This window comes from Citrobacter sp. Igbk 17, assembly GCF_028069775.1.
Taxonomy (GTDB): Bacteria; Pseudomonadota; Gammaproteobacteria; order Enterobacterales; family Enterobacteriaceae; genus Citrobacter.
The window spans coordinates 21,590-42,593 of sequence record NZ_JANEWI010000001.1 but is presented as its reverse complement, the minus strand read 5'-3'; the positions used below and the strand labels follow the sequence as shown (position 1 = coordinate 42,593).

Annotated in this window: 23 protein-coding genes and 1 tRNA gene; 10 read left to right on the top strand and 14 right to left on the bottom strand. The window is 49.3% G+C overall.

What is annotated here, in order from left to right:
- Positions 1 to 46: 46 nt before the first annotated feature.
- On the top strand, positions 47 to 1,432 hold the full coding sequence (cysS, locus tag NNO08_RS00175; protein WP_271449450.1) for a cysteine--tRNA ligase: 1,386 nt from the start codon (positions 47 to 49) through the stop codon (positions 1,430 to 1,432).
- 94 nt (positions 1,433 to 1,526) lie between these two features.
- On the opposite strand, the gene NNO08_RS00170 is transcribed toward cysS, so the two are convergent.
- From NNO08_RS00170 to folD, 3 genes are all read right to left on the bottom strand, one after another.
- Positions 1,527 to 2,051, bottom strand: coding sequence for a metal-dependent hydrolase (locus NNO08_RS00170; RefSeq protein ID WP_271441952.1), 525 nt, complete (start codon positions 2,049 to 2,051; stop codon positions 1,527 to 1,529).
- Between the two features lie 122 nt (positions 2,052 to 2,173).
- Positions 2,174 to 2,386, bottom strand: coding sequence for a ribosome-associated protein YbcJ (gene ybcJ / locus NNO08_RS00165; RefSeq protein ID WP_003831111.1), 213 nt, complete (start codon positions 2,384 to 2,386; stop codon positions 2,174 to 2,176).
- A gap of 1 nt (position 2,387) precedes the next feature.
- Positions 2,388 to 3,254 (bottom strand): bifunctional methylenetetrahydrofolate dehydrogenase/methenyltetrahydrofolate cyclohydrolase FolD, encoded by an 867-nt coding sequence (gene folD, locus NNO08_RS00160; protein ID WP_003021887.1) that lies wholly within the window; start codon positions 3,252 to 3,254, stop codon positions 2,388 to 2,390.
- A gap of 575 nt (positions 3,255 to 3,829) precedes the next feature.
- Here folD and fimA point away from each other — a divergent pair.
- The 6 genes from fimA to sfmF all read left to right on the top strand — a co-directional run bounded on the left by fimA (position 3,830) and on the right by sfmF (position 9,898).
- A complete protein-coding gene (gene fimA, locus NNO08_RS00155) occupies positions 3,830 to 4,384 on the top strand; it encodes a type 1 fimbrial major subunit FimA (protein ID WP_271449448.1) in 555 nt (184 codons plus the stop codon).
- Positions 4,385 to 4,460: 76 nt separating this feature from the next.
- A complete protein-coding gene (fimI, locus tag NNO08_RS00150; protein ID WP_271449488.1) occupies positions 4,461 to 4,994 on the top strand; it encodes a type 1 fimbrial protein subunit FimI in 534 nt (177 codons plus the stop codon).
- A gap of 41 nt (positions 4,995 to 5,035) precedes the next feature.
- Complete coding sequence (fimC, locus tag NNO08_RS00145) at positions 5,036 to 5,728, top strand: type 1 fimbria chaperone FimC (RefSeq protein ID WP_005122054.1); 693 nt, start codon at positions 5,036 to 5,038, stop codon at positions 5,726 to 5,728.
- Between the two features lie 7 nt (positions 5,729 to 5,735).
- The gene (locus tag NNO08_RS00140) at positions 5,736 to 8,357 is read left to right on the top strand and encodes a fimbrial biogenesis usher protein (protein ID WP_271455934.1); all 2,622 of its coding nucleotides are present in this window, start codon (positions 5,736 to 5,738) and stop codon (positions 8,355 to 8,357) included.
- Between the two features lie 4 nt (positions 8,358 to 8,361).
- On the top strand, positions 8,362 to 9,369 hold the full coding sequence (gene fimH / locus NNO08_RS00135) for a type 1 fimbria D-mannose specific adhesin FimH (protein WP_271456007.1): 1,008 nt from the start codon (positions 8,362 to 8,364) through the stop codon (positions 9,367 to 9,369).
- 10 nt (positions 9,370 to 9,379) lie between these two features.
- A complete protein-coding gene (gene sfmF, locus NNO08_RS00130; RefSeq protein WP_271455933.1) occupies positions 9,380 to 9,898 on the top strand; it encodes a fimbria assembly protein in 519 nt (172 codons plus the stop codon).
- A gap of 50 nt (positions 9,899 to 9,948) precedes the next feature.
- On the opposite strand, the gene fimZ is transcribed toward sfmF, so the two are convergent.
- The 4 genes from fimZ to fimW all read right to left on the bottom strand — a co-directional run bounded on the left by fimZ (position 9,949) and on the right by fimW (position 13,406).
- Positions 9,949 to 10,581, bottom strand: coding sequence for a fimbria biosynthesis transcriptional regulator FimZ (gene fimZ, locus NNO08_RS00125; protein WP_005122050.1), 633 nt, complete (start codon positions 10,579 to 10,581; stop codon positions 9,949 to 9,951).
- 589 nt (positions 10,582 to 11,170) lie between these two features.
- Complete coding sequence (gene fimY / locus NNO08_RS00120; protein WP_271456006.1) at positions 11,171 to 11,893, bottom strand: fimbria biosynthesis regulator FimY; 723 nt, start codon at positions 11,891 to 11,893, stop codon at positions 11,171 to 11,173.
- A gap of 23 nt (positions 11,894 to 11,916) precedes the next feature.
- Positions 11,917 to 12,645 (bottom strand): EAL domain-containing protein, encoded by a 729-nt coding sequence (locus NNO08_RS00115; protein ID WP_271455932.1) that lies wholly within the window; start codon positions 12,643 to 12,645, stop codon positions 11,917 to 11,919.
- A 167-nt stretch (positions 12,646 to 12,812) separates the two neighbouring features.
- On the bottom strand, positions 12,813 to 13,406 hold the full coding sequence (gene fimW, locus NNO08_RS00110; protein WP_271455931.1) for a fimbria biosynthesis transcriptional regulator FimW: 594 nt from the start codon (positions 13,404 to 13,406) through the stop codon (positions 12,813 to 12,815).
- A 254-nt stretch (positions 13,407 to 13,660) separates the two neighbouring features.
- On the opposite strand from fimW, the gene NNO08_RS00105 reads away from it, so the two are divergent.
- Positions 13,661 to 13,737: transfer RNA gene (locus NNO08_RS00105), tRNA-Arg, on the top strand.
- Between the two features lie 148 nt (positions 13,738 to 13,885).
- Here the strand turns inward: NNO08_RS00105 and uspF are convergent.
- From uspF to cusR, 7 genes are all read right to left on the bottom strand, one after another.
- Complete coding sequence (gene uspF / locus NNO08_RS00100; RefSeq protein WP_271455930.1) at positions 13,886 to 14,314, bottom strand: universal stress protein UspF; 429 nt, start codon at positions 14,312 to 14,314, stop codon at positions 13,886 to 13,888.
- A gap of 145 nt (positions 14,315 to 14,459) precedes the next feature.
- A complete protein-coding gene (locus tag NNO08_RS00095; RefSeq protein ID WP_271455929.1) occupies positions 14,460 to 15,263 on the bottom strand; it encodes an MBL fold metallo-hydrolase in 804 nt (267 codons plus the stop codon).
- Between the two features lie 80 nt (positions 15,264 to 15,343).
- Complete coding sequence (locus NNO08_RS00090; RefSeq protein WP_271442821.1) at positions 15,344 to 15,595, bottom strand: hypothetical protein; 252 nt, start codon at positions 15,593 to 15,595, stop codon at positions 15,344 to 15,346.
- A 14-nt stretch (positions 15,596 to 15,609) separates the two neighbouring features.
- Positions 15,610 to 16,116, bottom strand: a complete 507-nt coding sequence (locus NNO08_RS00085) for a hypothetical protein (RefSeq protein ID WP_271449441.1) — start codon at positions 16,114 to 16,116, stop codon at positions 15,610 to 15,612.
- Positions 16,117 to 16,444: 328 nt separating this feature from the next.
- Positions 16,445 to 16,771, bottom strand: a complete 327-nt coding sequence (locus tag NNO08_RS00080; RefSeq protein WP_333908946.1) for a copper-binding protein — start codon at positions 16,769 to 16,771, stop codon at positions 16,445 to 16,447.
- Positions 16,772 to 16,914: 143 nt separating this feature from the next.
- On the bottom strand, positions 16,915 to 18,366 hold the full coding sequence (locus NNO08_RS00075) for a Cu(+)/Ag(+) sensor histidine kinase (RefSeq protein WP_271455927.1): 1,452 nt from the start codon (positions 18,364 to 18,366) through the stop codon (positions 16,915 to 16,917).
- Positions 18,356 to 19,039: a copper response regulator transcription factor CusR gene (gene cusR, locus NNO08_RS00070; protein WP_040232623.1), complete on the bottom strand. Its 684-nt coding sequence runs from the start codon at positions 19,037 to 19,039 to the stop codon at positions 18,356 to 18,358. Before cusR ends, NNO08_RS00075 begins: the two co-directional genes overlap by 11 nt.
- 182 nt (positions 19,040 to 19,221) lie before the next feature.
- On the opposite strand from cusR, the gene NNO08_RS00065 reads away from it, so the two are divergent.
- Both NNO08_RS00065 and cusF read left to right on the top strand, forming a co-directional pair.
- Complete coding sequence (locus NNO08_RS00065) at positions 19,222 to 20,604, top strand: efflux transporter outer membrane subunit (RefSeq protein WP_137384568.1); 1,383 nt, start codon at positions 19,222 to 19,224, stop codon at positions 20,602 to 20,604.
- 32 nt (positions 20,605 to 20,636) lie between these two features.
- Positions 20,637 to 20,984 (top strand): cation efflux system protein CusF, encoded by a 348-nt coding sequence (cusF, locus tag NNO08_RS00060; protein ID WP_137345380.1) that lies wholly within the window; start codon positions 20,637 to 20,639, stop codon positions 20,982 to 20,984.
- The last annotated feature ends 20 nt before the right edge of the window (positions 20,985 to 21,004 follow it).

The window sequence follows — 21,004 nt, the reverse complement described above, 5'->3', positions numbered from 1 at the left end:
GTATTATAGGGCTTTGTTATCCACACACGTCTACACGGAATCTTCGATGTTAAAAATCTTTAATACACTGACGCGCCAAAAAGAGGAATTCAAACCCATTCATGCCGGGGAAGTCGGCATGTACGTGTGTGGCATCACCGTTTACGATCTCTGTCATATTGGACACGGGCGTACCTTTGTTTCTTTCGACGTTGTTGCCCGATATCTGCGCTTCCTCGGCTACAAGCTGAAGTATGTGCGCAACATTACCGATATCGACGACAAAATCATTAAGCGCGCTAATGAAAATGGCGAGAGCTTTGTGGCGCTGGTTGATCGCATGATTGCGGAAATGCATAACGATTTCGATGCGCTGAATATTCTGCGTCCGGATCTTGAACCGCGTGCTACGCATCATATCCCTGAGATTATTGAAATCACCGAGCAGCTGATTGCCAAAGGTCACGCTTACGTTGCCGATAACGGCGACGTCATGTTCGATGTACCGACCGACCCGAATTACGGTCAGTTGTCACGTCAGGACCTGGATCAGCTGCAGGCGGGTGCGCGTGTTGATGTGGTTGATGTGAAGCGTAACCCGATGGACTTTGTTCTGTGGAAGATGTCCAAAGAGGGTGAGCCGAGCTGGCCATCCCCGTGGGGCGCAGGCCGTCCGGGCTGGCACATTGAATGTTCTGCGATGAACTGCAAACAACTGGGTAACCATTTCGATATTCATGGCGGCGGCTCTGACCTGATGTTCCCGCACCATGAAAACGAAATCGCGCAGTCTACCTGTGCACATGACGGTGAATACGTCAATTACTGGATGCACTCCGGGATGGTGATGGTTGACCGTGAGAAAATGTCCAAATCACTGGGCAACTTCTTCACCGTTCGCGACGTGCTGAAATATTATGATGCCGAAACCATTCGCTACTTCCTGATGTCTGGCCATTATCGTAGCCAACTGAACTACAGCGAAGAGAACCTGAAACAGGCTCGCTCAGCGCTGGAGCGCTTGTATACCGCGCTGCGCGGCACCGACAAGTCCGTTGCCCCTGCGGGTGGCGAAGCCTTTGAAGCGCGTTTCATTGAAGCGATGAACGATGACTTTAATACGCCAGAAGCCTACTCCGTGCTGTTTGACATGGCGCGTGAAGTTAACCGTCTGAAGGGCGAAGATATGGCGGCAGCTAACGCTATGGCTTCGCATCTGCGTAAGCTGTCCGGCGTACTGGGTCTGCTGGAACAGGAGCCAGAAACCTTCCTGCAAAGTGGTGCGCAGGCAGACGATAAAGAAGTGGCTGAAATTGAAGCGCTGATTCAACAGCGTTTAGATGCCCGTAAAGCGAAAGACTGGGCGGCGGCGGATGCGGCACGCGATCGTCTGAACGAGATGGGTATCGTGCTGGAAGATGGTCCGCAGGGTACCACCTGGCGCCGTAAGTAAATCTCTCGATTGCCGGATGGCGGTTAACGCCTTATCCGGCCTACAGGCATGCTTTTGTAGGCCGGATAAGACTCCTGGTGTCGCATCCGGCACATTAGTGTTTCCGATACCACCACAACACCCCCATCATGACGGCTCCCGGCAGCCATACCCACATTAGCTCCGAAAGAATAACCTGATGCCCGTACGGCGTGGCATAGCGCGACAGCGCAAACGGCGCGACCTTAATCACCTGCCACGGCGCAAAGAAACGTTCATCTGACCATGGCCACAGCCAGCCAACGCCTTTCCCTCCGGTTGTCACTGAATCCAGCAAACTGTGCGACAGCAATGACACCGTCAAAAATAACCAGCAGCGTATTAGCCCTGCCTTAAACCATCGTCGGCCAACCATGAGACAGAGCAGTGGAACGACGAAGGCGAACAACAACGAGTGGGTAAATCCGCGATGGCCGAAGACGTTACCGTAAGCAACGCCAAGCTTAAATGACAGAACGTCAGCGTCTGGCAGCATCGCCAGAGCGATTCCGGTAAACAGTAATCGCACAGGGATGACTTTAAGTCCGAGACCTAACCCTAAACAGAGTGGAACGGCAGCGTGGGTAACGATTGTTGGCATGATGATCGCTTCGTGTGAAAAAACAGCATGCTAACAGGCCACGGTGAAGTGGGGATGAAGTCATTATCTGAAAATGGGGGAAGTGGCCGGATAAGGAACAAACCGTCATCCGGCACCTGAGATCACGCGACGACGTTAATGCTGTGACCTTCAAAGCTGACGGTCTGTCCGGCAACGATTTTGCAGCGCTTACGCGTTTCAACAACACCGTCGACCTTCACTAACCCTTCGCCAATCGCAATTTTTGCCTGGGCGCCGCTTTCGCTCCAGCCTTCCAGCTTCAGCAAATCGCAGAGTTCAACGTGAGGGTGTTTACCCAGTGAAAATGTGGCCATCTTAAACGTCCTTTACATCATGATATTCAACACACGCCTGCAGCGTGTTTTCGATAAGCGTGGCGACAGTCATTGGGCCAACGCCACCCGGCACAGGCGTAATATACGACGCACGTGCGGCAGCATCCTCAAAGACCACATCGCCAACAACCTTACCATTCTCCAGACGGTTGATGCCGACATCAATCACAATTGCACCTTCTTTGATCCACTCACCCGGAATAAAACCAGGTTTGCCAACGGCAACAATCAGCAAGTCGGCGTGCTCGACGTGGCGACGCAGATCCTTCGTGAATCGGTGGGTGACCGTGGTGGTGCAACCCGCCAGCAGCAACTCCATGCTCATTGGGCGACCGACAATATTGGAAGCGCCAATCACCACGGCGTTCAGGCCATAAGTGTCGATGTTGTAGCGTTCAAGCAGGGTCACGATACCGCGTGGGGTACATGGGCGCAGGCGCGGTGCGCGTTGGCACAAACGACCGACGTTATACGGATGGAAACCGTCAACGTCTTTGTCCGGTGCAATGCGCTCCAGAACTTTGACGTTGTCGATACCCGCCGGCAACGGCAGTTGTACCAGGATACCATCGATGGTGGTATCTGCATTGAGCGTATCGATCAGCTCAAGAAGCTCCGCCTCGCTGGTGGTTTCAGGCAGGTCATAGGAGCGGGAGACAAACCCCACTTCGTCGCAGGCTTTGCGTTTACTTGCCACGTAAATCTGCGAAGCCGGGTTGCTACCTACCAGCACAACAGCCAGTCCTGGGGCGCGTAATCCAGCCGCTAAACGCGCCTGAACTTTTTGAGCAACCTCAGAGCGCACCTGCTGCGCAATCGTTTTACCGTCAATAATCTTTGCTGCCATCAGAGAGAGGATTCCGTCTGTTACGTTAAGTCGAAGGGGATGTGACTATTTTGTCAGAAGCGGGGCGTGCTGTCAGTTTTTCGTTTGCGTTTTTACGTGCGTTGGCGTGTTTCGCGTAGCCCGTGTGCGCGGCAACAGGTGTTGGATGTTGGCGCGTGATTCATGAGCATGCTAATGAAACTTAACCTAAATGAAACAACTCATCACCCTGGTATTTTCATGGGTAATATCTCAGAAACCAGACTGTTACGTCTTGTTATGGATGTTTTTGCCTCATTTCCACCCGGAATTTTCTTAGAGTCCAATAAGAATAAGCCAGGGTCATTAAAAGGAATTACAGGTATTTTTCATTAATTGAAATGTTTAATTTATCCCTGTGACGAATTGTCATATTCGTGAAGATTAATTAGTGAATCAAATACTCAGGAGAGTGGGGGTACACGTTTCGCTAATTCTCTCTCGATATATATCTTTACAGGACGCAGAGATAATTTGCCTGACATTTAATGTCGATAATGATTCAAACGGATCCCGCAGGACGCTGGAGCCGGATGTGTGTAATTCAAGGGAAATCCATGAAACGTAAATTAATGACCTCTTCTGTTTTTGCCAGCATGATGTTAATGGCGGGCGCAGCGGTGGCGGCAGATCCGGTAAGCGTGAGCGGCGGTACGGTTCACTTTGAAGGTGAACTGGTCAATGCAGCCTGTGCGGTGAGCACTCAGTCAGCCGACCAGGTTGTCACATTAGGCCAATATCGTACCGCCAGCTTCACCGCGGTTGGTGACACCACGGCGCAAATTCCGTTCTCCATCGTGCTGAACGACTGTGATCCGAAAGTTGCTGCGACTGCTGCTGTTGCTTTCTCGGGCCAGACGGATCTTACCAACAACAGCCTGTTGGCTATCTCCTCCTCAGATAACAGCACCACGGCGGGCGGTGTAGGGATCGAAATCCTGGACAACACGTCCACCGCACTGAAGCCAGATGGCGCGACCTTCTCAACCGCTCAGGCGCTGGTGGAAGGTACCAACACCCTGCGTTTCTCCGCGCGTTATAAAGCCACTGCAACCAGCGCTACGCCGGGTCAGGCAAATGCGGATGCGACTTTCATCATGAAGTACGAATAAGCCGTTTGATTCTCGCAGGGATGACTACCGCCTCATGGGATGAGGCACTATCCGGGGATGATGAAGGATGTGGCAGATGATAGGGAAAGGCGTAGCGCTGGCGGGAATAGTCTGCGTAATGCCGGCGTTTGCACACACAGTGATACTGGAAAGTGGCCGTCTTCATTTACGCGGGCAGCTGGTTAATGGTGCCTGTACGGTTGCCACGGACAGCCAGAGTTTGCGGGTGCAAATGGGGCAGTACCGCACTAACGCGTTCTCCGGGACGGGAAGCTTTGCCTCTACCGGCGTACCGTTTTCGCTGCGCCTGACGTCGTGCAGTGCTGATGTTTATGACCACGTGGGGATTGCCTTTGCGGGCGTTACGCCAGCCGAAGACCCACAGGTCTTTCTTGCCAGCGGTGATGCGTCTGCGGCTTCGGGTATTGGTTTGGCGTTATTTGATGAGCGACAACGACAAATAATTCCGAATGCGCTGCCGCTTCATTATGCCCCGATTTTAACGCAAGAGATGACGTTTCATTTCACTGCGCGCTATCGGGCTGTCTCGGAATATATAACACCGGGAACGCTTCGTTCAGATGTGTGGTTTACGTTGGTGTATCCCTGATTTATTTCCTAACGATAATCACGCCAAAGGTATTTGTAGCTATGTTTAATTATCTAAAATCAGGCTTTATCATTTTACTGGCCTTATTTTCTGCCACCAGTGTGCAGGCATCTGGAGGAATTGCATTAGGTGCAACTCGTGTTATTTATCCTGCCGAGGCCAAACAAACGTCCCTCGCCATTAGTAATAGTGATACCAAAGAACGTTTCCTGATTAATTCATGGATAGAGAACAGCGCAGGCGTCAAAGATAAATCGTTTGTGGTCACACCGCCGCTGTTTGTCAGTGAACCTAAAAGCGAAAACACGCTGCGTATCATCTACGCGGGCGAGCCGCTGCCCAAAGACCGTGAATCACTGTTCTGGATGAATGTGAAGGCTATTCCGTCGGTCAATAAAAACAGTCTTGAGGGAAAAAACGTTCTGCAACTGGCGATTTTGTCGCGTATCAAACTTTTTGTCCGCCCAAATAATCTGCCACAAATCGCGGAAGATGCGCCAGGCATGCTGCAGTTTTCCCGTACCGGCAACCACCTGAAAATCACCAACCCGTCAGCGTATTACGTCACGTTGGTCAATCTCAATGTCGGAAATACAAAGATTGATAACGTCATGGTTGCGCCAAAAAATGACACGCAGGTTCTGTTGCCGACGGGTGTTCAGGGAAACGTTACATTCCAGACGGTGAACGATTATGGCGCAGTAACCACCGCTAAAACGGTTAGCGTGCGTTGAGAAAACGATGAATAAGACAACGTATTTTCCTGGCCTGTTACCGGGGGTTACGCCACCGCTGGCGGGGGTGGCGTTGTCCACGCTGGCCGCGCTCTTTCCCTCTTTTAGCCACGGTGAAAGCTATTTCAATCCGGCATTTTTATCTGCGGATACCGCTACCGTGGCGGATTTGTCTCGTTTCGAAAAAGGGAATCACCAGCCTGAAGGCGTTTATCGTGTGGATATTTGGCGCAATGATGAGTTTGTGGCCACCCAGGATATTCGTTTCTCCACCAGCGCAGGGAAAGCCGGAGAAAAATCCGGCGGGCTGATGCCGTGCTTTGATCTCGACTGGGTTAAACGCCTTGGCGTCAATATCACTGCGTTTCCGGCACTCAGTCAGGATGCGAACAATACCTGTATTAATTTGCCAGAGGCGATTCCTGGTAGCGAAATTGCCTTCGATTTTTCTACGCTGCGCTTAAATGTCAGCCTGCCGCAAGCCTCAATGTTGAACAGTGCGCGTGGTTATATTCCGCCAGAGGAGTGGGATGAGGGTATTCCGGCGGCGCTGGTTAACTACAGCTTTACTGGCAGTCGCGGCAGCGATACCGACAGCTATTTCTTAAGTATGTTAAGCGGCCTGAACTATGGCCCATGGCGGCTGAGGAATAACGGTGCATGGAACTACTCGAAAGGTGACGGCTACCATTCGCAAAGCTGGAAAAATATTGGCACATGGCTTCAGCGCGCGATTATTCCGCTGAAGGGTGAGTTGGTGATGGGTGACAGTAACACTGGCAACGACGTTTTTGACAGCATCGGTTTTCGTGGTGCGCGTCTCTATTCGTCCGACAGCATGTATCCCGACAGTTTACAGGGCTACGCGCCAACCGTCCGTGGGATTGCGCGTACCGCAGCGAAACTGACTATTCGCCAGAATGGCTACGTGATTTATCAAAGCTATGTTTCGCCAGGCGCTTTTTCAATAACCGATCTCAACCCCACCTCGTCGAGTGGTGACCTGGACGTAACGGTTGATGAGAAGGACGGCAGTCAACAGCGCTATACGGTGCCGTATTCCACGGTACCTCTGCTACAGCGTGAAGGGCGTTTCAAATATGACGTTGTCGCTGGGGATTTTCGTAGCGGTAATAGCCAGCAGTCTTCGCCATTCTTTTTCCAGGGAACGTTAATCGCCGGGTTACCAGAAGGTTACACCGCGTATGGCGGCACGCAGTTAGCTTCACGCTACACCGCACTGGTGTTAGGCACCGGCCGTAACCTGGGTGACTGGGGAGCCGTCTCTGTCGATTTAACGCATGCCCGTAGCCAACTGGCGGATGACAGTACGCATCAGGGGCAATCGCTGCGTTTTCTGTATGCAAAATCACTGAACAACTTCGGTACCAACTTCCAGCTGTTGGGGTACCGCTATTCGACGCGTGGGTTTTATACCCTCGATGATGTGGCGTATCGCAGTATGGAAGGTTACGAGTATGAATATGACAGCGAAGGGAATCGTCACGATGTTCCGCAGGTGAAGAGCTATCACAATCTGAGCTACAGCAAAAAGGGCCGTTTTCAGATCAACATTTCGCAGAACCTTGGCGATTACGGTTCACTGTATGTCTCGGGTAGCCAACAAACGTACTGGAACACCTCAGATACCAATACCTGGTACCAGCTGGGGTATGCCAGCGGCTGGCAGGGGATTAGCTATTCACTCTCCTGGTCATGGAATGAATCAGTCGGGATCGCCGATACCGACCGTATCCTGGCCTTCAATGTGTCCGTACCGTTCAGTCTGCTGACCGGGCGGCGCTACTCGCGTGATAACGCACTCGATCGCACCTACGCCACGTTTAATGCGAACCGTAACAGCAATGGACAAAACAGCTGGCAAAGCGGTATTGGCGGCACGCTGTTAGATGGGCGCAATCTCAGCTACAGCGTTAATCAGGGGCACAGCAGCGCCAACGGGTACAGCGGGAGCGCCAACGCGAACTGGCAGGCGGCCTATGGCACGCTGGGCGTGGGTTACAACTATGACCGTGACCAGCATGACTATAACTGGCAACTCTCCGGTGGTGTCATCGGACATGCGGACGGCATTACGCTCAGCCAACCACTGGGCGATACCAACGTACTGATAAAAGCACCAGGGGCCCAGGGGGTACGGATAGAAAACCAGACCGGCGTGCAGACCGACTGGCGTGGCTACGCGGTCATGCCGTATGCCACCGTTTATCGCTACAACCGCGTCGCGCTGGATACCAATTCAATGAATAACAACACCGATGTGGAAAATAACGTTAGCAGCGTTGTGCCAACGCAGGGGGCACTGGTACGTGCGGCGTTTGATACACGCATTGGCGTGCGGGCGCTTATCTCGGTTAACCGGGATGGAAAACCGGTGCCATTTGGGTCGGTGGTACGCGAAACCACGAGCGGCGTCACCAGCATGGTCGGTGAAGATGGACAAATTTATCTGAGTGGTCTGCCGCTCAAAGGCAACTTGCTGATCCAATGGGGTGAAGGCGCGAACGCACGCTGTGAAGCGCATTACACCTTGCCTGAGGAGAGCCTGAAACAGGCCGTAACGCTCACCAACGTGACGTGCCAACGACAGTCGGCACGACAGGGATAATATGATGAAACGACAAACCGGTTTGCTATTGGGAAGCGCTTTACTGCTTATAGCTAATACGTCATGGGCGAAGGTCTGCCATAACTCGAACGGAACGCCAACGGACGTTTATTACGATCTGTCGAATGTTTTTAACAGCAGCAATAACCAACCGGGCCAGGTAGTGACATTGCCAGAAAAGTCAGGCTGGGTCGGGGTGAATGCAACCTGTCCGGCAGGGACGACGGTGAATTACACCTACCGAAGTTATGTGACTGAGCTCCCCGTGCAAAGTACGGAAAATAATTTTCAGTATCTGAAACTCAATGATTACCTGTTGGGGGCCATGAGTATTACAGACAGCTATGCCGGGTTGTTTTATCCCCCACGCAATTATATCCGCATGGGGAATCACCCAAACGTTTCCAAACAGCAGCCTTTTGGCGTGATGGATTCTAAGCTGGTGTTTAAATTAAAAGTGGTTCGCTCATTTATCAACATGGTGCCGATCCCGCGACAGACGATGTTCAGTGTCTACGTCACAACCAGCACGGGAGATGCGCTGAGTACGCCGGTTTACACCATAAGCTACAGTGGCAAGGTGGAAGTTCCACAAAACTGTGAGGTGAATGCCGGGCAAATCGTGGAGTTTGATTTTGGCGATATTGGTGCCTCGTTGTTCAGCAAGGCGGGGGCTGGTAACCGGCCCGAAGGCGTCAATACGCAAACGAAAACGGTCGCCATAAAGTGCACTAACGTTGCCGCACAAGCTTATCTGACCATGCGGGTCGAGGCCGAAAAAGCGTCCGGGCAAATGATGATATCGGACAACCCGGATTTAGGTTTTATCGTGGCTGACAGCAGCGGTAAACCGTTGACCCCCAACAATCTGTCCAGCACCATTCCCTTTCAGTTGGATGATAACGCTGCCGCGCGGGTTGGCATTAGAGCATGGCCAGTCAGCGTGACGGGCAATAAACCAGCAGAAGGGCCTTTCACCGCCCGTGGCTATCTGCGAGTTGATTATGAATAAGCAGAGAACAATGAGACGTCGTGCACTTTTCGTATTGATATCCGCAGTGTCAGCCAGTTCGCTATGCCAGGCGGATACCTCGCTGGGTGAGATTAATATCGAACTGCACGGCAATATCGTGGACTTTACCTGTGCGGTTATTGCCAGTGACAATAATAAGTTGGTTGAATTAGGCACCTGGCCGACAAAACAACTAAAGACCACCGGGGATACGACCCAACCGGTTCCCTTTACGTTGAAACTTGAAGGCTGCCCGCCGGGGTCGGCCTCGATAACCTTTTCCGGCACACCGGCAGCGGGTACCACGTTGTTGGCGCTGGACGATGCCGTGATGGCACAAAAGGTCGCGATTGAATTGCACGATAGCGACCGTACGCGATTACCGCTTGAACAAGCCAGCCAGGCAGTAAACATTGATGAGAATGGCAATGCTATGCTGACTTTTTTTGCCAACTATATTGCGCTGGCAGAGGGCGTTCAACCGGGGATCGCGAAAGCAGATGCTACGTTTATGATTAACTACAATTGACATCATGCGCTGATAACGCCCTCCCGAACGACGCCGCGCCGGGAGGGCGATCACATTAATTCATGCATCTTTGCATAATCGATTAGCTCAACAATGGTATGCAGCCCGAGCTTGGAATAGATGTTAGCTTTGTGAGCACTGATTGTTTTATTACTCAATAAAAGCTGCTCAGCAATCTCTTTATTAGATAACCCATTTGCCAGATAACGTAAAACTGTAACCTCGCGATTCGATAACGGCATGTCATTCAGCACACCTTTGCGTATATTAATATTATTAATAAAATTAAGTGTATCTGAAGGGAAAAATGAATATCCTGATAAAATCATTTTCACCGCGTTATAGATATCATTGAGATCCTTTCGTTTGCTGACGAAACCATTGGCACCGGCACGGATAGCCCGTCCGGCATAAAATGATTCAGACTTTGAGGATAGAAACAACACCCGGGTTTTTTCCTGCAGAGATTTTATTCTCTTGAGTAATGTAAACCCATCGGAGCCAGGTAGTTCAATATCCAGAATGACCAGATCGACTGGATAGGTCCGCAGATGATCTATTGCTGCACGACTGTCATCGGTTTCCAGAACAACCTGAATATTACTATTTTTTTCGAGCAGTACTTCTATCGACATTCTGACAATAGGGTGTTCGTCCATAATGATAACGGATGCTGGTTTCATTGTTGTATGCCTCAAACTGTTTGTGTATCTTGCGATTTTGATAAAACATCAGGCGTTATAATATTGTCAAATAGCCAAGGATTGCTCTGGAAGAAGAACCGAATAAATATTATGTCATCCTTGTTTATTCGGTTGTTCTACGTCAGAACAATGAGTTTGTGGAATATCCATTTCACACCAGGGAAAACTTACAATTAATCAGAAAACAGTGAGGATTATACCTGCTCTGCACTTTCGGAAAAGGCTTACAGCACGTAAGTTCATAATGTCTGTTAGGATATCCTGAAAGACCAGGGTATGGTAATGACTATTGATATTAATCTCCTGCTGTTTGAATTATGGCAGATTGAAAAAATTTTTTAAATAGTAAAAACGACACAATGGGCTAATTGTTTAGGTTTTGTTAAGGCGGCGAGGCAATTCTTTTTTGTCGAAATGTACTGAATCTGTCGGCTAAAGCAGGATACCCGCGCGATATATAATACCAGGAATATTTGTAAATATTAACTGTTTGTAAAAATCACATTCGTNTTCTCAGTTGAAAATAAGTAGTTTCCTATAAATTCTTATATCACAGAGGGTTAGGGTGTTAAATTAAATGGGGAGAGGTAACGCTCAGGCGATGTATCAGATGCAAAAAATGTTGGCGATGTGGCAACCCCAGCCGCGTGATCAGCTGGTTCAGGCGATAGATAACGCGGTGATAGGGTTGAGCCTGCAGCAGAGCAATCTTCTTTAATGATTTACCTTGTGACAGTAATGAGATCATCTCCCAGTCAGTCTGATTTATGTGCCCGGAGTGAATATGATCCGGCTCCATCGATAATAAAGCATGGCGCATCTCCGGAAGGCGCTGACGGCGCGGCAGGATATAGAATGGCCCAGCCATCGCAATAAAGTGCCTGAGCGCTTCGTGGCGACTGGGAAGTAATATGAAAATTTGAATGTTAGCCTGTTCTTTAATGAGTCGGCGAAGATATTCCAGAACATCGAAATATGAGCGTGATGCACCATCCATATCAACCACCAGCTGACTAGCTTCAGACTCTTTCAACAGCGGCAGGGCTGATTCAATCGTCTGGAAGATGGCCGTATGTGTACCAGAAAATAAATAGCGATTTAGTGTGTAGCCGAGATAGTTGTCGGTTGTGATAATCGCTTGAGATATTGTGTCGTCCGGTAATGTGTAATCGAGTTTTTGAGCCAGATACTCAATTCTGTCAAATTCCTGCGGTGCACAGTGATCATATTGCCAGGTACAGTGGGCGTTTCGTAAACGGCGATGCCGTTCCCGGCGTTTTACACTGCGCATCCTTCCTTTTTCCCTGTCCGTATCTATTGCGCCTGCTCTGGATAAATGGCTGGCCACAAATATCCCTGACCCAAATTTGCGCCAGCGTGCAGGGCAATTTCCTGCTGTTGTTGCGTTTCAATTCCTTCAACCACCACCAGGCTGGCGATTGCGCGCCCCATCTGAATAACCTGGCGGAGTCTTTCTGGCACATGGCTGAGTGTCCAGAATGTATTTTTATCTAACTTCACCCCTGACAAATGCCAGTTGGCTGCGGTGAATGTGCTCAGCAGTTGCTCATTGACATCATCCAGCCATATTGGGATACCATGGTCTTCAAGATGTTGAATTACGCCGTAGACGATCGCCCGCTGGGGTGTACTTAAAGAATAAAACGTATTTGGATCTTGTATTTCGATAATCAAGCTGGACGGAGAGGGCGTAATCAGGGAATGGAATAGCGGCCAACTCAGGAAGGCTTGCATCGGTAAATTCAATGAGTAGCGTAGCCCCGGTTGGTAGCACTTAATTTTGTCAATTTGCTGATAAAACAGCTGCAGTCGATGCTGAACCGACAGTTGGTGAAAATATTTTTCACTGTTTATATTTGCGGGAAGATGTGTGAGGACCTCACAACCGTATCTCAACGCGGTAGACAAATCGACAATGGGCTCGAATTTAAGTGCGAATTGCAGGGGGTCTGCATCGCTGTTTTTGGCGGTAAAGACAGAGTGCTCAGATTTATCATTCCATAATAACAGGCTCGGTGCCACGATATCCCCCCTGACGTCAGAGCAAATATTACCGAGTGTGTCTATTTGTTTCCCCGGAAATAATATACATAGGGTATTCTGGCAGCATGCGATTAGGTACAGTAGGCGCCGATACTTAATTGATGATGAGATATTTCTCAATACAATGCCCGACAGCAAGGCCCACTCTACTGTTGCAGAAAACTCAGGTGTGCCCTGATATACCTTAAAAATTGCTGATCATTTTTCACATCCAGCTTTTTCATAATACGGCGGCGAGTTGCTCTGGCCTGTATATCGCTGATGGAGAGAAGATGTGCTGTTTCAGCGAGCGTGTTACCGCTGGCAAGTAGCATTAAGAACTGGCGTTCCTCCACCGAAAAGTTGCGGGTAGTACAGTAATGGCAGATGGTTGCAGGCACACTGTGGCGGAGCGCGCGTTTTTGCAGAATTAGGATCAGTTTTTGGGTTATCGCTTCCACATTATCTTCCCGATAGATCAGCGGCAGCATATACAGGCAGGGGCGAAACATCAGCTTATCCTTATCGCCTCCGTTGCAGATGATAACCCGATGTTGGCGTCTGGTGTGGATGGGAACCTGATAACATCCTGCACTGAGCCAATCGTCATCCAGCGAAATAAAGGCGATGTCTGCGCGATCGATATCTTCGGTAGGTAAAAAGCAGATGTCCTGATGCCACTGATTTGCCAGGCGGGAGATGATGATTTTCAGCCCATGTTCGAAATGACTATTTTCTTCCTTGATAGCGATACTTAACATTGACGAGGTCCTGAACTGCAGGGAAGTGGTTGGGGAATGTTAAGCAAAATCATTAATTTTCTAAATACTTGTAACCTTAAATCCCGCATTATGCTGGCTGAGTTGTTACCAGGTGATTTCCTGGAACCCCATGAACGACCAGAAAAAACAACATTCGTACACTTCGTCAGCAACCGGAACAAAAGGCATTGACTCAGCAGGCGCTGACCGTATAATTCACGCGTTTCATCTGCATGAAGTCATCACTTCTCTATGCGCCCTTAGCTCAGTTGGATAGAGCAACGGCCTTCTAAGCCGTAGGTCGTAGGTTCGAATCCTACAGGGCGTACCATTTCGATAAAATACCCTCTCGGCACGGTTTTATTCCAGTTGGCATAACGTCTACATCAGCGGCTCTACATATAACTTTTTCTGGAGCGTTTTGGGGATATAAAAACGGGAGCCTGCTCGCTCCCGTTTTCCTGTTTTTCTAACCAATATCACCGCACAACAAGCACGGGGCATTTGGCATGACGTACTACAGCTGCGGCGGTTGACCCCAACAGATAGGTGCTGAACCCCGGCTTATGGGATGCAATGACGATTAATTCGGCGTCCACGGCATCTGCCAGTTTAAGGATCTGACCTTTCGGTGGGCCATAAACCACATGGGTCTGAGTTCTGCCGGCGGGGATATTGAATTGCTTAACAATGTCGTCGAGCTTTTCGGTGGCTTTCGCTTGTATACCACTTCTGTCCGGGAACTCGTTGGAGTAGGCAAGCCCGAGTGATGCGTAGAACGGAACGGTAGGAATGACCGCTAAAAAATGGACTTTAGCGGTTTTTGCATGCGCTTCAACCTGCGGAATAACATGGCGAGTTAAATCGGCTTCAGAGATATCAATGGGCACCAGAATAGAGCGATACATATTCACTACCTCCTGTTTGTTTACCTCTGTCCTGAGTGTAGCGAACTTTATTTCTGTATAATAAGTGACCAGATCAAGGTTGTGCGCGCATTTTGATATTCATGAATGTTATGTGATGGAGATACAACAACCACAGTGGTGATTATTATTTGGCCAGCACAATAACATCTCCTGTCGCGGGGGCTTCTTGTCCTGGCAACCACAAACGTCCCCACGCGCCGGTGCAGTGACAGCCGAGAATTTTTTCTGGCTGCTGTTGTTTAATAAATCGTCGGGTTTGCCATAACGTATAGGGCGATGCGCAGCGTAAATGGAAGCCACCGACCAGGGCATGAATTTTGCTGATGCCCGTTATTTTCTGGCAGTGAGCGACGATATTGGCAATACCCCGATGTCCGCAGCCGGTAATGATGACTAATCCGCGGTCTGACTTGTAGATCAATACCCCTTCGTCAGTGATGTAGTCCTGTTGGGGAGGATTTTCATTGATGACACCGTAGGCCTGCGGTGCGGATACGGATATTTCTCCTGACCACAGAAAGCGTTCGCTAAGGGGCAAAGGCTCACGGGAGTACGCCATCTGCAGACGAGAGTAATCATTCTCGCGTGATAATTTCTTGATTTTACGAGTATATCCTGCAAACGTGAGCGCTGCGTAACGTTCGCAGGCAATGTGTGGATGACAGATGACGCGGCTGCTATCGGGAAGCCACGGGACGCCGCCACAGTGATCGTAGTGACCATGTGAGAGCACGACAGCGGTCAACTGAGACAGGTCTACGCCCATCAATGCAGCATTGTGCCTAAAACTGTCATCAGGCCCGGTATCGAATAATATTGTGGTGGTTTCATCCTGAACTAACAGACTTAATCCAGGTTTTGCCCGTAGGGCTTTTTCTGCACCGCGGGCGCGCCTGTTTTCAAGCAATACCGTAAGGGTTAAAGCCATGCCTGACTCCAGCGTTAAAGCGGCATACTGTAACGCACGGAATGTCAGAGCGCTGTGATCTCAGCGCTCTTTGGGACGGCTCAACGATGATAGTCGTGGCCGTCATCATCATGGTGATGGTGATTATGCCGCCATGCATGCTGATTTTCCCTTTGCTCGCGCTCCTGGCGTTCATGCTCTTTATCGCGGTTAGATTCGCGGTTTTTGTGGTTGGCGATTGCCGTGGCAACCGCCGCAGCACCTACCCCTACGGCTGCAGCCGAAAGATAAGGATGTTCCGCACAACCCGACAGGCTGGCCATAATAATCCCCGCGGATATCAGCTTTTTCATTGTGACGTTACCCATTATTCACGCACAATTTTGCCAGCATTCCCGGCGTCAGGATTGTTCCAGCTACCGCGACCATTCGTTTTAAGGGTATAAGTGGCATATCCCACGCGGAAGGTCATCGTATCTTTATAGGTATTCACGTCACGCACTTCATGACCATTTACGTAGACGCCAGAGTCTTCTACGTGAATATCAACGCTTCGTTGGCCATTCTCAAATTCGGCAACATAATTACCGGTGAATTTGCCATCAATACCGGCATTATCATGATTATCTTGATTGCGGGTATTTTGCTGATCTTCAGCATGACGATGATGGCGATTTTGCTGGCTTTGATCGTTCTCGATAAAACCATGATCGCGGTTCCACTGATAAGATTTATTGACATCGCAACCGTTGAGTTCACTTATCTGCGTACAGCCTGAACGTTCATATTTTTTCTGCATTGCAGGGGTGATTGCACATGCTGTTGTGGCAGTTGTCAGGCCGAGGACGAAAATGGTCAGCAGACGTTTATTCATTTTGTTACTCGCTATCATCATTAAATTTATATATAGAAATGAAAATCTATTTTGTCATGTATACGACGACAGCAGTCTCCCATTAAATAGTAATGACGAATACCAGGGAGATTCCTAAATTTTAATCGGGGATGAATGTTGATATTAATATTTACGGTGTTATGTGAGCGTTGTTTACGGGTCTAAAACAATTTTATTGCACTGTTTATATTATTTAACGTCTTGTTTGGGGGTTTAATAGAATTCTAATATTGACATTAACCAAGGGGAAGCGTGCAGGCTGTGTTGCTATACAGGCCCGCACGCGTGGTTTGGTGGAGACGATGGACTACCCTTGCGTTGCTGCCTGTTCGCGATGTTTTTCCGCCTGCAGTTCATGTGAATAGGAATGACTGTTATTCATTGACTGATGAACAACCATCGCTTTCTCATGTTCATTCATGCGTGAAAAAGACGGTGCACTAGCCCGTGTTGATTGGCTATTTTGCACCTGTGCTTCATGTGTTTGTGCCATTTGCTGATGAGCAGGTGCATCGCTGTTATTCATCATATCGTGAGCCATAGCTGCCTGCTGATGCGTCGTGGATGTTTCTGCCGCATTAACGCCAGCTGAGATAAAAAAAGCGATAGCTAAAAAGGAAGATATCTTATTCATCATATTTCTCCAGTGTCGGTTTACAGGAGAATTATAATCAGCAGGGGCTGTCAGTGGGGTGACAGGATTATGACGATTATGTCAGAGAATAATAATATTAATATGAGGTTTAATCGATGGCGCATTAGCGCCACCAATAATAATTAAGCGGCATATTTGGGCAATGTCAGAATAAAGCGGGTAGCGCGAGCGTCGGACGTTACGGAGACCTTGCCCTGGTGGGCAATCACAATCGATTTCACTATCGCCAGGCCAATACCGCTACCTTCGCCTTTACGCTGTCGTGAGGGATCGACGCGATAAAACCGGTCAAAGAGTCGTGGCAGATGTTCCACGGCTATTGGCGTACCGGGATTTTCCACAATAATACGCACGAGATCATCAGCCTCTTTCACTTGCACGGTGACAGACTCGCCTTTTGGCGTATAGCGCATCGCGTTAGAGAGCAGGTTGCTCATTGCCCGGCGTAACATTAACGGGTCGCCAGAAACCCAGCATGCCCGACCTTCAAAGCGCAGGCTGACTTCGCGTTCTTCCGCCCAGGCTTCGAAAAAGTCGAACACTTTACTGACCTCATCCGCAAGATTCAGCGCTGTTTTTTCCGGGATCAGCTGATTATTGTCTGCCTGTGCCAGAAACAACATATCACTCACCATCTTCGACATGCGGCCAAACTCTTCGAGATTAGAGTAGAGCACATCTTCCAGCTCTTTCGTGCTGCGGGGATGGCTGAGGGCAATTTCTGTTTGCGTGACCAGGTTGGTGATTGGCGTGCGGATCTCGTGAGCAATATCGGCAGAAAAATTGGATTGGCGTTTAAACACATCTTCGATTCGTTCGATCATGTGATTAAACGACTCAACCAGTTGCTCAAGCTCAATCGGCACGGCCTGCGGGTCCAGGCGAACATCGAGATCTTTAGAGGTGATATTTTGGATGCGCCGACTGACATTACGGATAGGTTCATGACCTTTATAGACGGCGAACAACACGATAAAAACAATCATCATGCTAATTAACGATGCTGTCATGATCAGCTTGTTTTTCAGATCGTTAATGTAGTGCAGATGAAAATCGATCGATAATGCCATAAACAACGTATAGGCCGGTTTCCCGTCTGGCAACTGCCCAATGGGTAAACGAATCATTCGCCAGTTGGAGGACGCATTTTTACCGTGCGCATGTTCTGATGTTTGCAGCGTTGGGCCGGAAATTAAAAAGACATTCCGGGTATGGGCATTTTTATCCGGCGTTGCCGTGGCGATAAACTGACGAAGATCCGGCGCATTAGGTGAATGGAAAATGGCCCTCTGATTGGCATCTTCCAGAGAAATAATGACATTAGAATAGCCCGAAACTACGTTTTTTAATGTTTCCAGCCGACGTGATTCTGGTTCGTTCGGGTGGTTAATAATACGCTCCAGCGTCGCGCTGATCTCTTTTAAATCATTGATATCCTGCTCTGCGAAATGGACTTTCACCGAGTGGATCATTATCCATGCGAAAGCGAAAAATGAGGCGATTGTCGCCAGACTGATAAAAAAGGTTAACCGTGTTGCCAGCGAAAAAGGGCGCTGTAATCGTTTAGTGACCATCCGGCACCTCAAGCATATACCCTACACCACGTACGGTCTGAATCAGTTTTGGCTCAAAGTCATTATCGATTTTGGCCCGCAGACGCTTAACGGCGACGTCAATCGCGTTAGTGTCGCTGTCAAAATTCATATCCCAGACCTGAGAGGCAATCAGTGAACGCGGCAACACCTCTCCCTGATGACGCAGGAAAAATTCAAGCAGCGTAAACTCTTTACTGGTCAGGGTGATGCGTGTGCCGTTGCGGGTGACTTTTCTGCTGACCAGATCGACCATTAAATCCGCGACCTGAAACTGACTTTCGACAATGACTGCGGCCCCCCGTCGCAGCAGCGTTCTGACCCGCGCCAGCAATTCCGCAAAGGCAAACGGTTTAACCAAATAATCATCAGCTCCCAGCTCCAGACCTTTGACCCGATGCTCAATGGTACCCAGTGCGGTGAGAAGCAGAATGGGCATGCCTTTGTTGGCGGTGCGCAGCATTCGCACGATATCCCAGCCGTTTACATCGGGCAGCATGATGTCGAGAATGAGCAGGTCATAATCACCGGTCATCGCCAGGTGATATCCGTTCAGACCGTTGTCCGCCAAATCCACAACAAAACCCGCTTCCGTCAGGCCTTTCGTCAGGTATTCACCGGTTTTTTTTTCATCTTCGACAATCAAAATCTTCATGACATTCTCCATCACGCACTGGCTGTGCGGATTTTCAATTCTAGAGAAGGCGGATCGGATAGCAATCGGTTATTGGGAAAATGACAGTTTTGTCATTTTCCTGTCACCGGTTAAACAGAGTCATTCAGGTATAAATTCACACATCTTTTATGGTTATCAGTCCGGTCTGGACGAGAAGAACTATGTACAAATTTAAGCTTCTTACCCTCAGCGCTATTTTTGTTCTGGCCGGCTGCTCGTTGGCACCGGACTATCAGCGTCCTGCATTGCCGGTTCCGCAGCAATTCTCCTTAAGTCAGAACACGCTGGTTTCGGCCCCGATGGGATATCAGGATACAGGCTGGCGTACCTTTTTTGTTGACTCCCAGGTGAAGGCGTTGATTGGTGAGGCGCTGGTCAATAACCGTGATTTACGCATGGCGGTACTGAAGGTTCAGGAAGCGAAAGCGCAATATGGTGTGACGGATGCCGATCGTTACCCGCAGCTTAACGCCGGTTCCAGCGGTACTTATAGTGGGAAATTAAAAGGCGATAGCAGCACCAACCGGGAATTTGAAGCAGGACTGAATCTCAGTTTCGATCTGGATTTCTTTGGACGACTGAAAAATATGAGTGAAGCCGATCGGCAGAATTTTTTCGCCAGTGAAGAGGCGCGTCGAATGGTGCATATCTCATTAATTTCTAACGTGGCGCAAAGTTATTTCAACCAGCGTCTGGCTTATGCGCAACTGCAAATTGCCGAAGAAACGTTGCAAAACTACCAGCGCTCTTATGCGTTCGTCGAGAAGCAGTTGATGACCGGCAGTACGAATGTGCTGGCACTGGAACAGGCTCGCGGCGTGATTGAAAGCACACGCAGCGATATTGCCAAACGCCAGGGCGAACTGGCGCAGGCGAACAACGCACTGCAACTATTGCTGGGGACGTACGGGAAATTACCGGACGACCGTGTGCGCAGTCGCGGTGATATAAAACCCGTGACACTGCCCCCCGCACTCCCATCGCAAATATTATTGCAGCGTCCGGATATTATGGAAGCCGAACATGGATTGCTGGCGGCGAACGCCAATATTGGCGCTGCACGAGCGGCATTTTTCCCATCGATTACGCTGACCAGCTCTGTATCCAGCAGCAGTGGCGATCTCTCCAGCCTCTTTAATGCGGCCAGCGGCATGTGGAATTTTGTCCCGAAAATAGACATTCCGATCTTTAACGCTGGACGTAATCAGTCAAATCTCGATTTAGCAGAAATCCGCCAGCAGCAATCGGTAGTGAATTACGAGCAGAAAATTCAGAACGCATTTAAAGAAGTTGCGGATGCGCTGGTGCTGCGTCAAAGCCTTGCCGATCAAATTACCGGTCAACAGCGTTATCTGGACTCATTACACATCACGCTGCAACGTGCTCGTGCACTCTATCAAAATGGTGCTGTTAGTTATATCGAAGTACTGGATGCCGAGCGTTCTTTATTCACTACACAGCAATCGTTACTCGACCTTAACTATGCCCAACAGGTTAATGAAATTAAGCTGTTTGCTGCCTTAGGCGGTGGCTGGGTTGAATGATCTTTAATCTTAAATTCTCAGGAGTATATTGCATGAAAACTACCGCTAAAGCCGCTTTGTTTACTGTGTTATCTGTCGTCATGTTTAACGCTCAGGCCAATGAACATCAGCATGGCGAGATGATGAATATGGCGCCTGCGGCCCAGCAGGAGCAAGTGATTAGTGCGACAGGCGTGATTGAATCTATTGATATGGATAGCAAAAAAGTCACGATTAAACATGAACCTATTCCCGCAGTGAACTGGCCGGCAATGACGATGCGTTTCACGCTGGTATCTGATACCAAGGCCGACGATATTCAGCCAGGTGATAAAGTTGCATTTACGTTTGTTCAGCAGGGAAATCTCTCTGTCTTACGCGATATTCACATCAGTAAATAACGGATCTCGCTGGTCTCTTT

What these genes read in the sequence shown, in the direction of transcription:
- ybcJ (WP_003831111.1), bottom strand. Translation starts at nt 2,386, where the DNA reads ATGGCCACATTTTCACTGGGTAAACACCCTCACGTTGAACTCTGCGAT.
- NNO08_RS00140 (WP_271455934.1), top strand. Translation starts at nt 5,736, where the DNA reads ATGAATAAGACAACGTATTTTCCTGGCCTGTTACCGGGGGTTACGCCA.
- cysS (WP_271449450.1), top strand. Translation starts at nt 47, where the DNA reads ATGTTAAAAATCTTTAATACACTGACGCGCCAAAAAGAGGAATTCAAA.
- fimC (WP_005122054.1), top strand. Translation starts at nt 5,036, where the DNA reads ATGTTTAATTATCTAAAATCAGGCTTTATCATTTTACTGGCCTTATTT.
- NNO08_RS00090 (WP_271442821.1), bottom strand. Translation starts at nt 15,595, where the DNA reads ATGAAAAAGCTGATATCCGCGGGGATTATTATGGCCAGCCTGTCGGGT.
- cusR (WP_040232623.1), bottom strand. Translation starts at nt 19,039, where the DNA reads ATGAAGATTTTGATTGTCGAAGATGAAAAAAAAACCGGTGAATACCTG.
- sfmF (WP_271455933.1), top strand. Translation starts at nt 9,380, where the DNA reads ATGAGACGTCGTGCACTTTTCGTATTGATATCCGCAGTGTCAGCCAGT.
- fimA (WP_271449448.1), top strand. Translation starts at nt 3,830, where the DNA reads ATGAAACGTAAATTAATGACCTCTTCTGTTTTTGCCAGCATGATGTTA.
- cusF (WP_137345380.1), top strand. Translation starts at nt 20,637, where the DNA reads ATGAAAACTACCGCTAAAGCCGCTTTGTTTACTGTGTTATCTGTCGTC.
- NNO08_RS00075 (WP_271455927.1), bottom strand. Translation starts at nt 18,366, where the DNA reads ATGGTCACTAAACGATTACAGCGCCCTTTTTCGCTGGCAACACGGTTA.
- fimW (WP_271455931.1), bottom strand. Translation starts at nt 13,406, where the DNA reads ATGTTAAGTATCGCTATCAAGGAAGAAAATAGTCATTTCGAACATGGG.
- fimI (WP_271449488.1), top strand. Translation starts at nt 4,461, where the DNA reads ATGATAGGGAAAGGCGTAGCGCTGGCGGGAATAGTCTGCGTAATGCCG.
- NNO08_RS00080 (WP_333908946.1), bottom strand. Translation starts at nt 16,771, where the DNA reads ATGAATAAGATATCTTCCTTTTTAGCTATCGCTTTTTTTATCTCAGCT.
- NNO08_RS00065 (WP_137384568.1), top strand. Translation starts at nt 19,222, where the DNA reads ATGTACAAATTTAAGCTTCTTACCCTCAGCGCTATTTTTGTTCTGGCC.
- fimY (WP_271456006.1), bottom strand. Translation starts at nt 11,893, where the DNA reads ATGCGCAGTGTAAAACGCCGGGAACGGCATCGCCGTTTACGAAACGCC.
- uspF (WP_271455930.1), bottom strand. Translation starts at nt 14,314, where the DNA reads ATGTATCGCTCTATTCTGGTGCCCATTGATATCTCTGAAGCCGATTTA.
- fimZ (WP_005122050.1), bottom strand. Translation starts at nt 10,581, where the DNA reads ATGAAACCAGCATCCGTTATCATTATGGACGAACACCCTATTGTCAGA.
- NNO08_RS00085 (WP_271449441.1), bottom strand. Translation starts at nt 16,116, where the DNA reads ATGAATAAACGTCTGCTGACCATTTTCGTCCTCGGCCTGACAACTGCC.
- folD (WP_003021887.1), bottom strand. Translation starts at nt 3,254, where the DNA reads ATGGCAGCAAAGATTATTGACGGTAAAACGATTGCGCAGCAGGTGCGC.
- NNO08_RS00170 (WP_271441952.1), bottom strand. Translation starts at nt 2,051, where the DNA reads ATGCCAACAATCGTTACCCACGCTGCCGTTCCACTCTGTTTAGGGTTA.
- NNO08_RS00095 (WP_271455929.1), bottom strand. Translation starts at nt 15,263, where the DNA reads ATGGCTTTAACCCTTACGGTATTGCTTGAAAACAGGCGCGCCCGCGGT.
- fimH (WP_271456007.1), top strand. Translation starts at nt 8,362, where the DNA reads ATGAAACGACAAACCGGTTTGCTATTGGGAAGCGCTTTACTGCTTATA.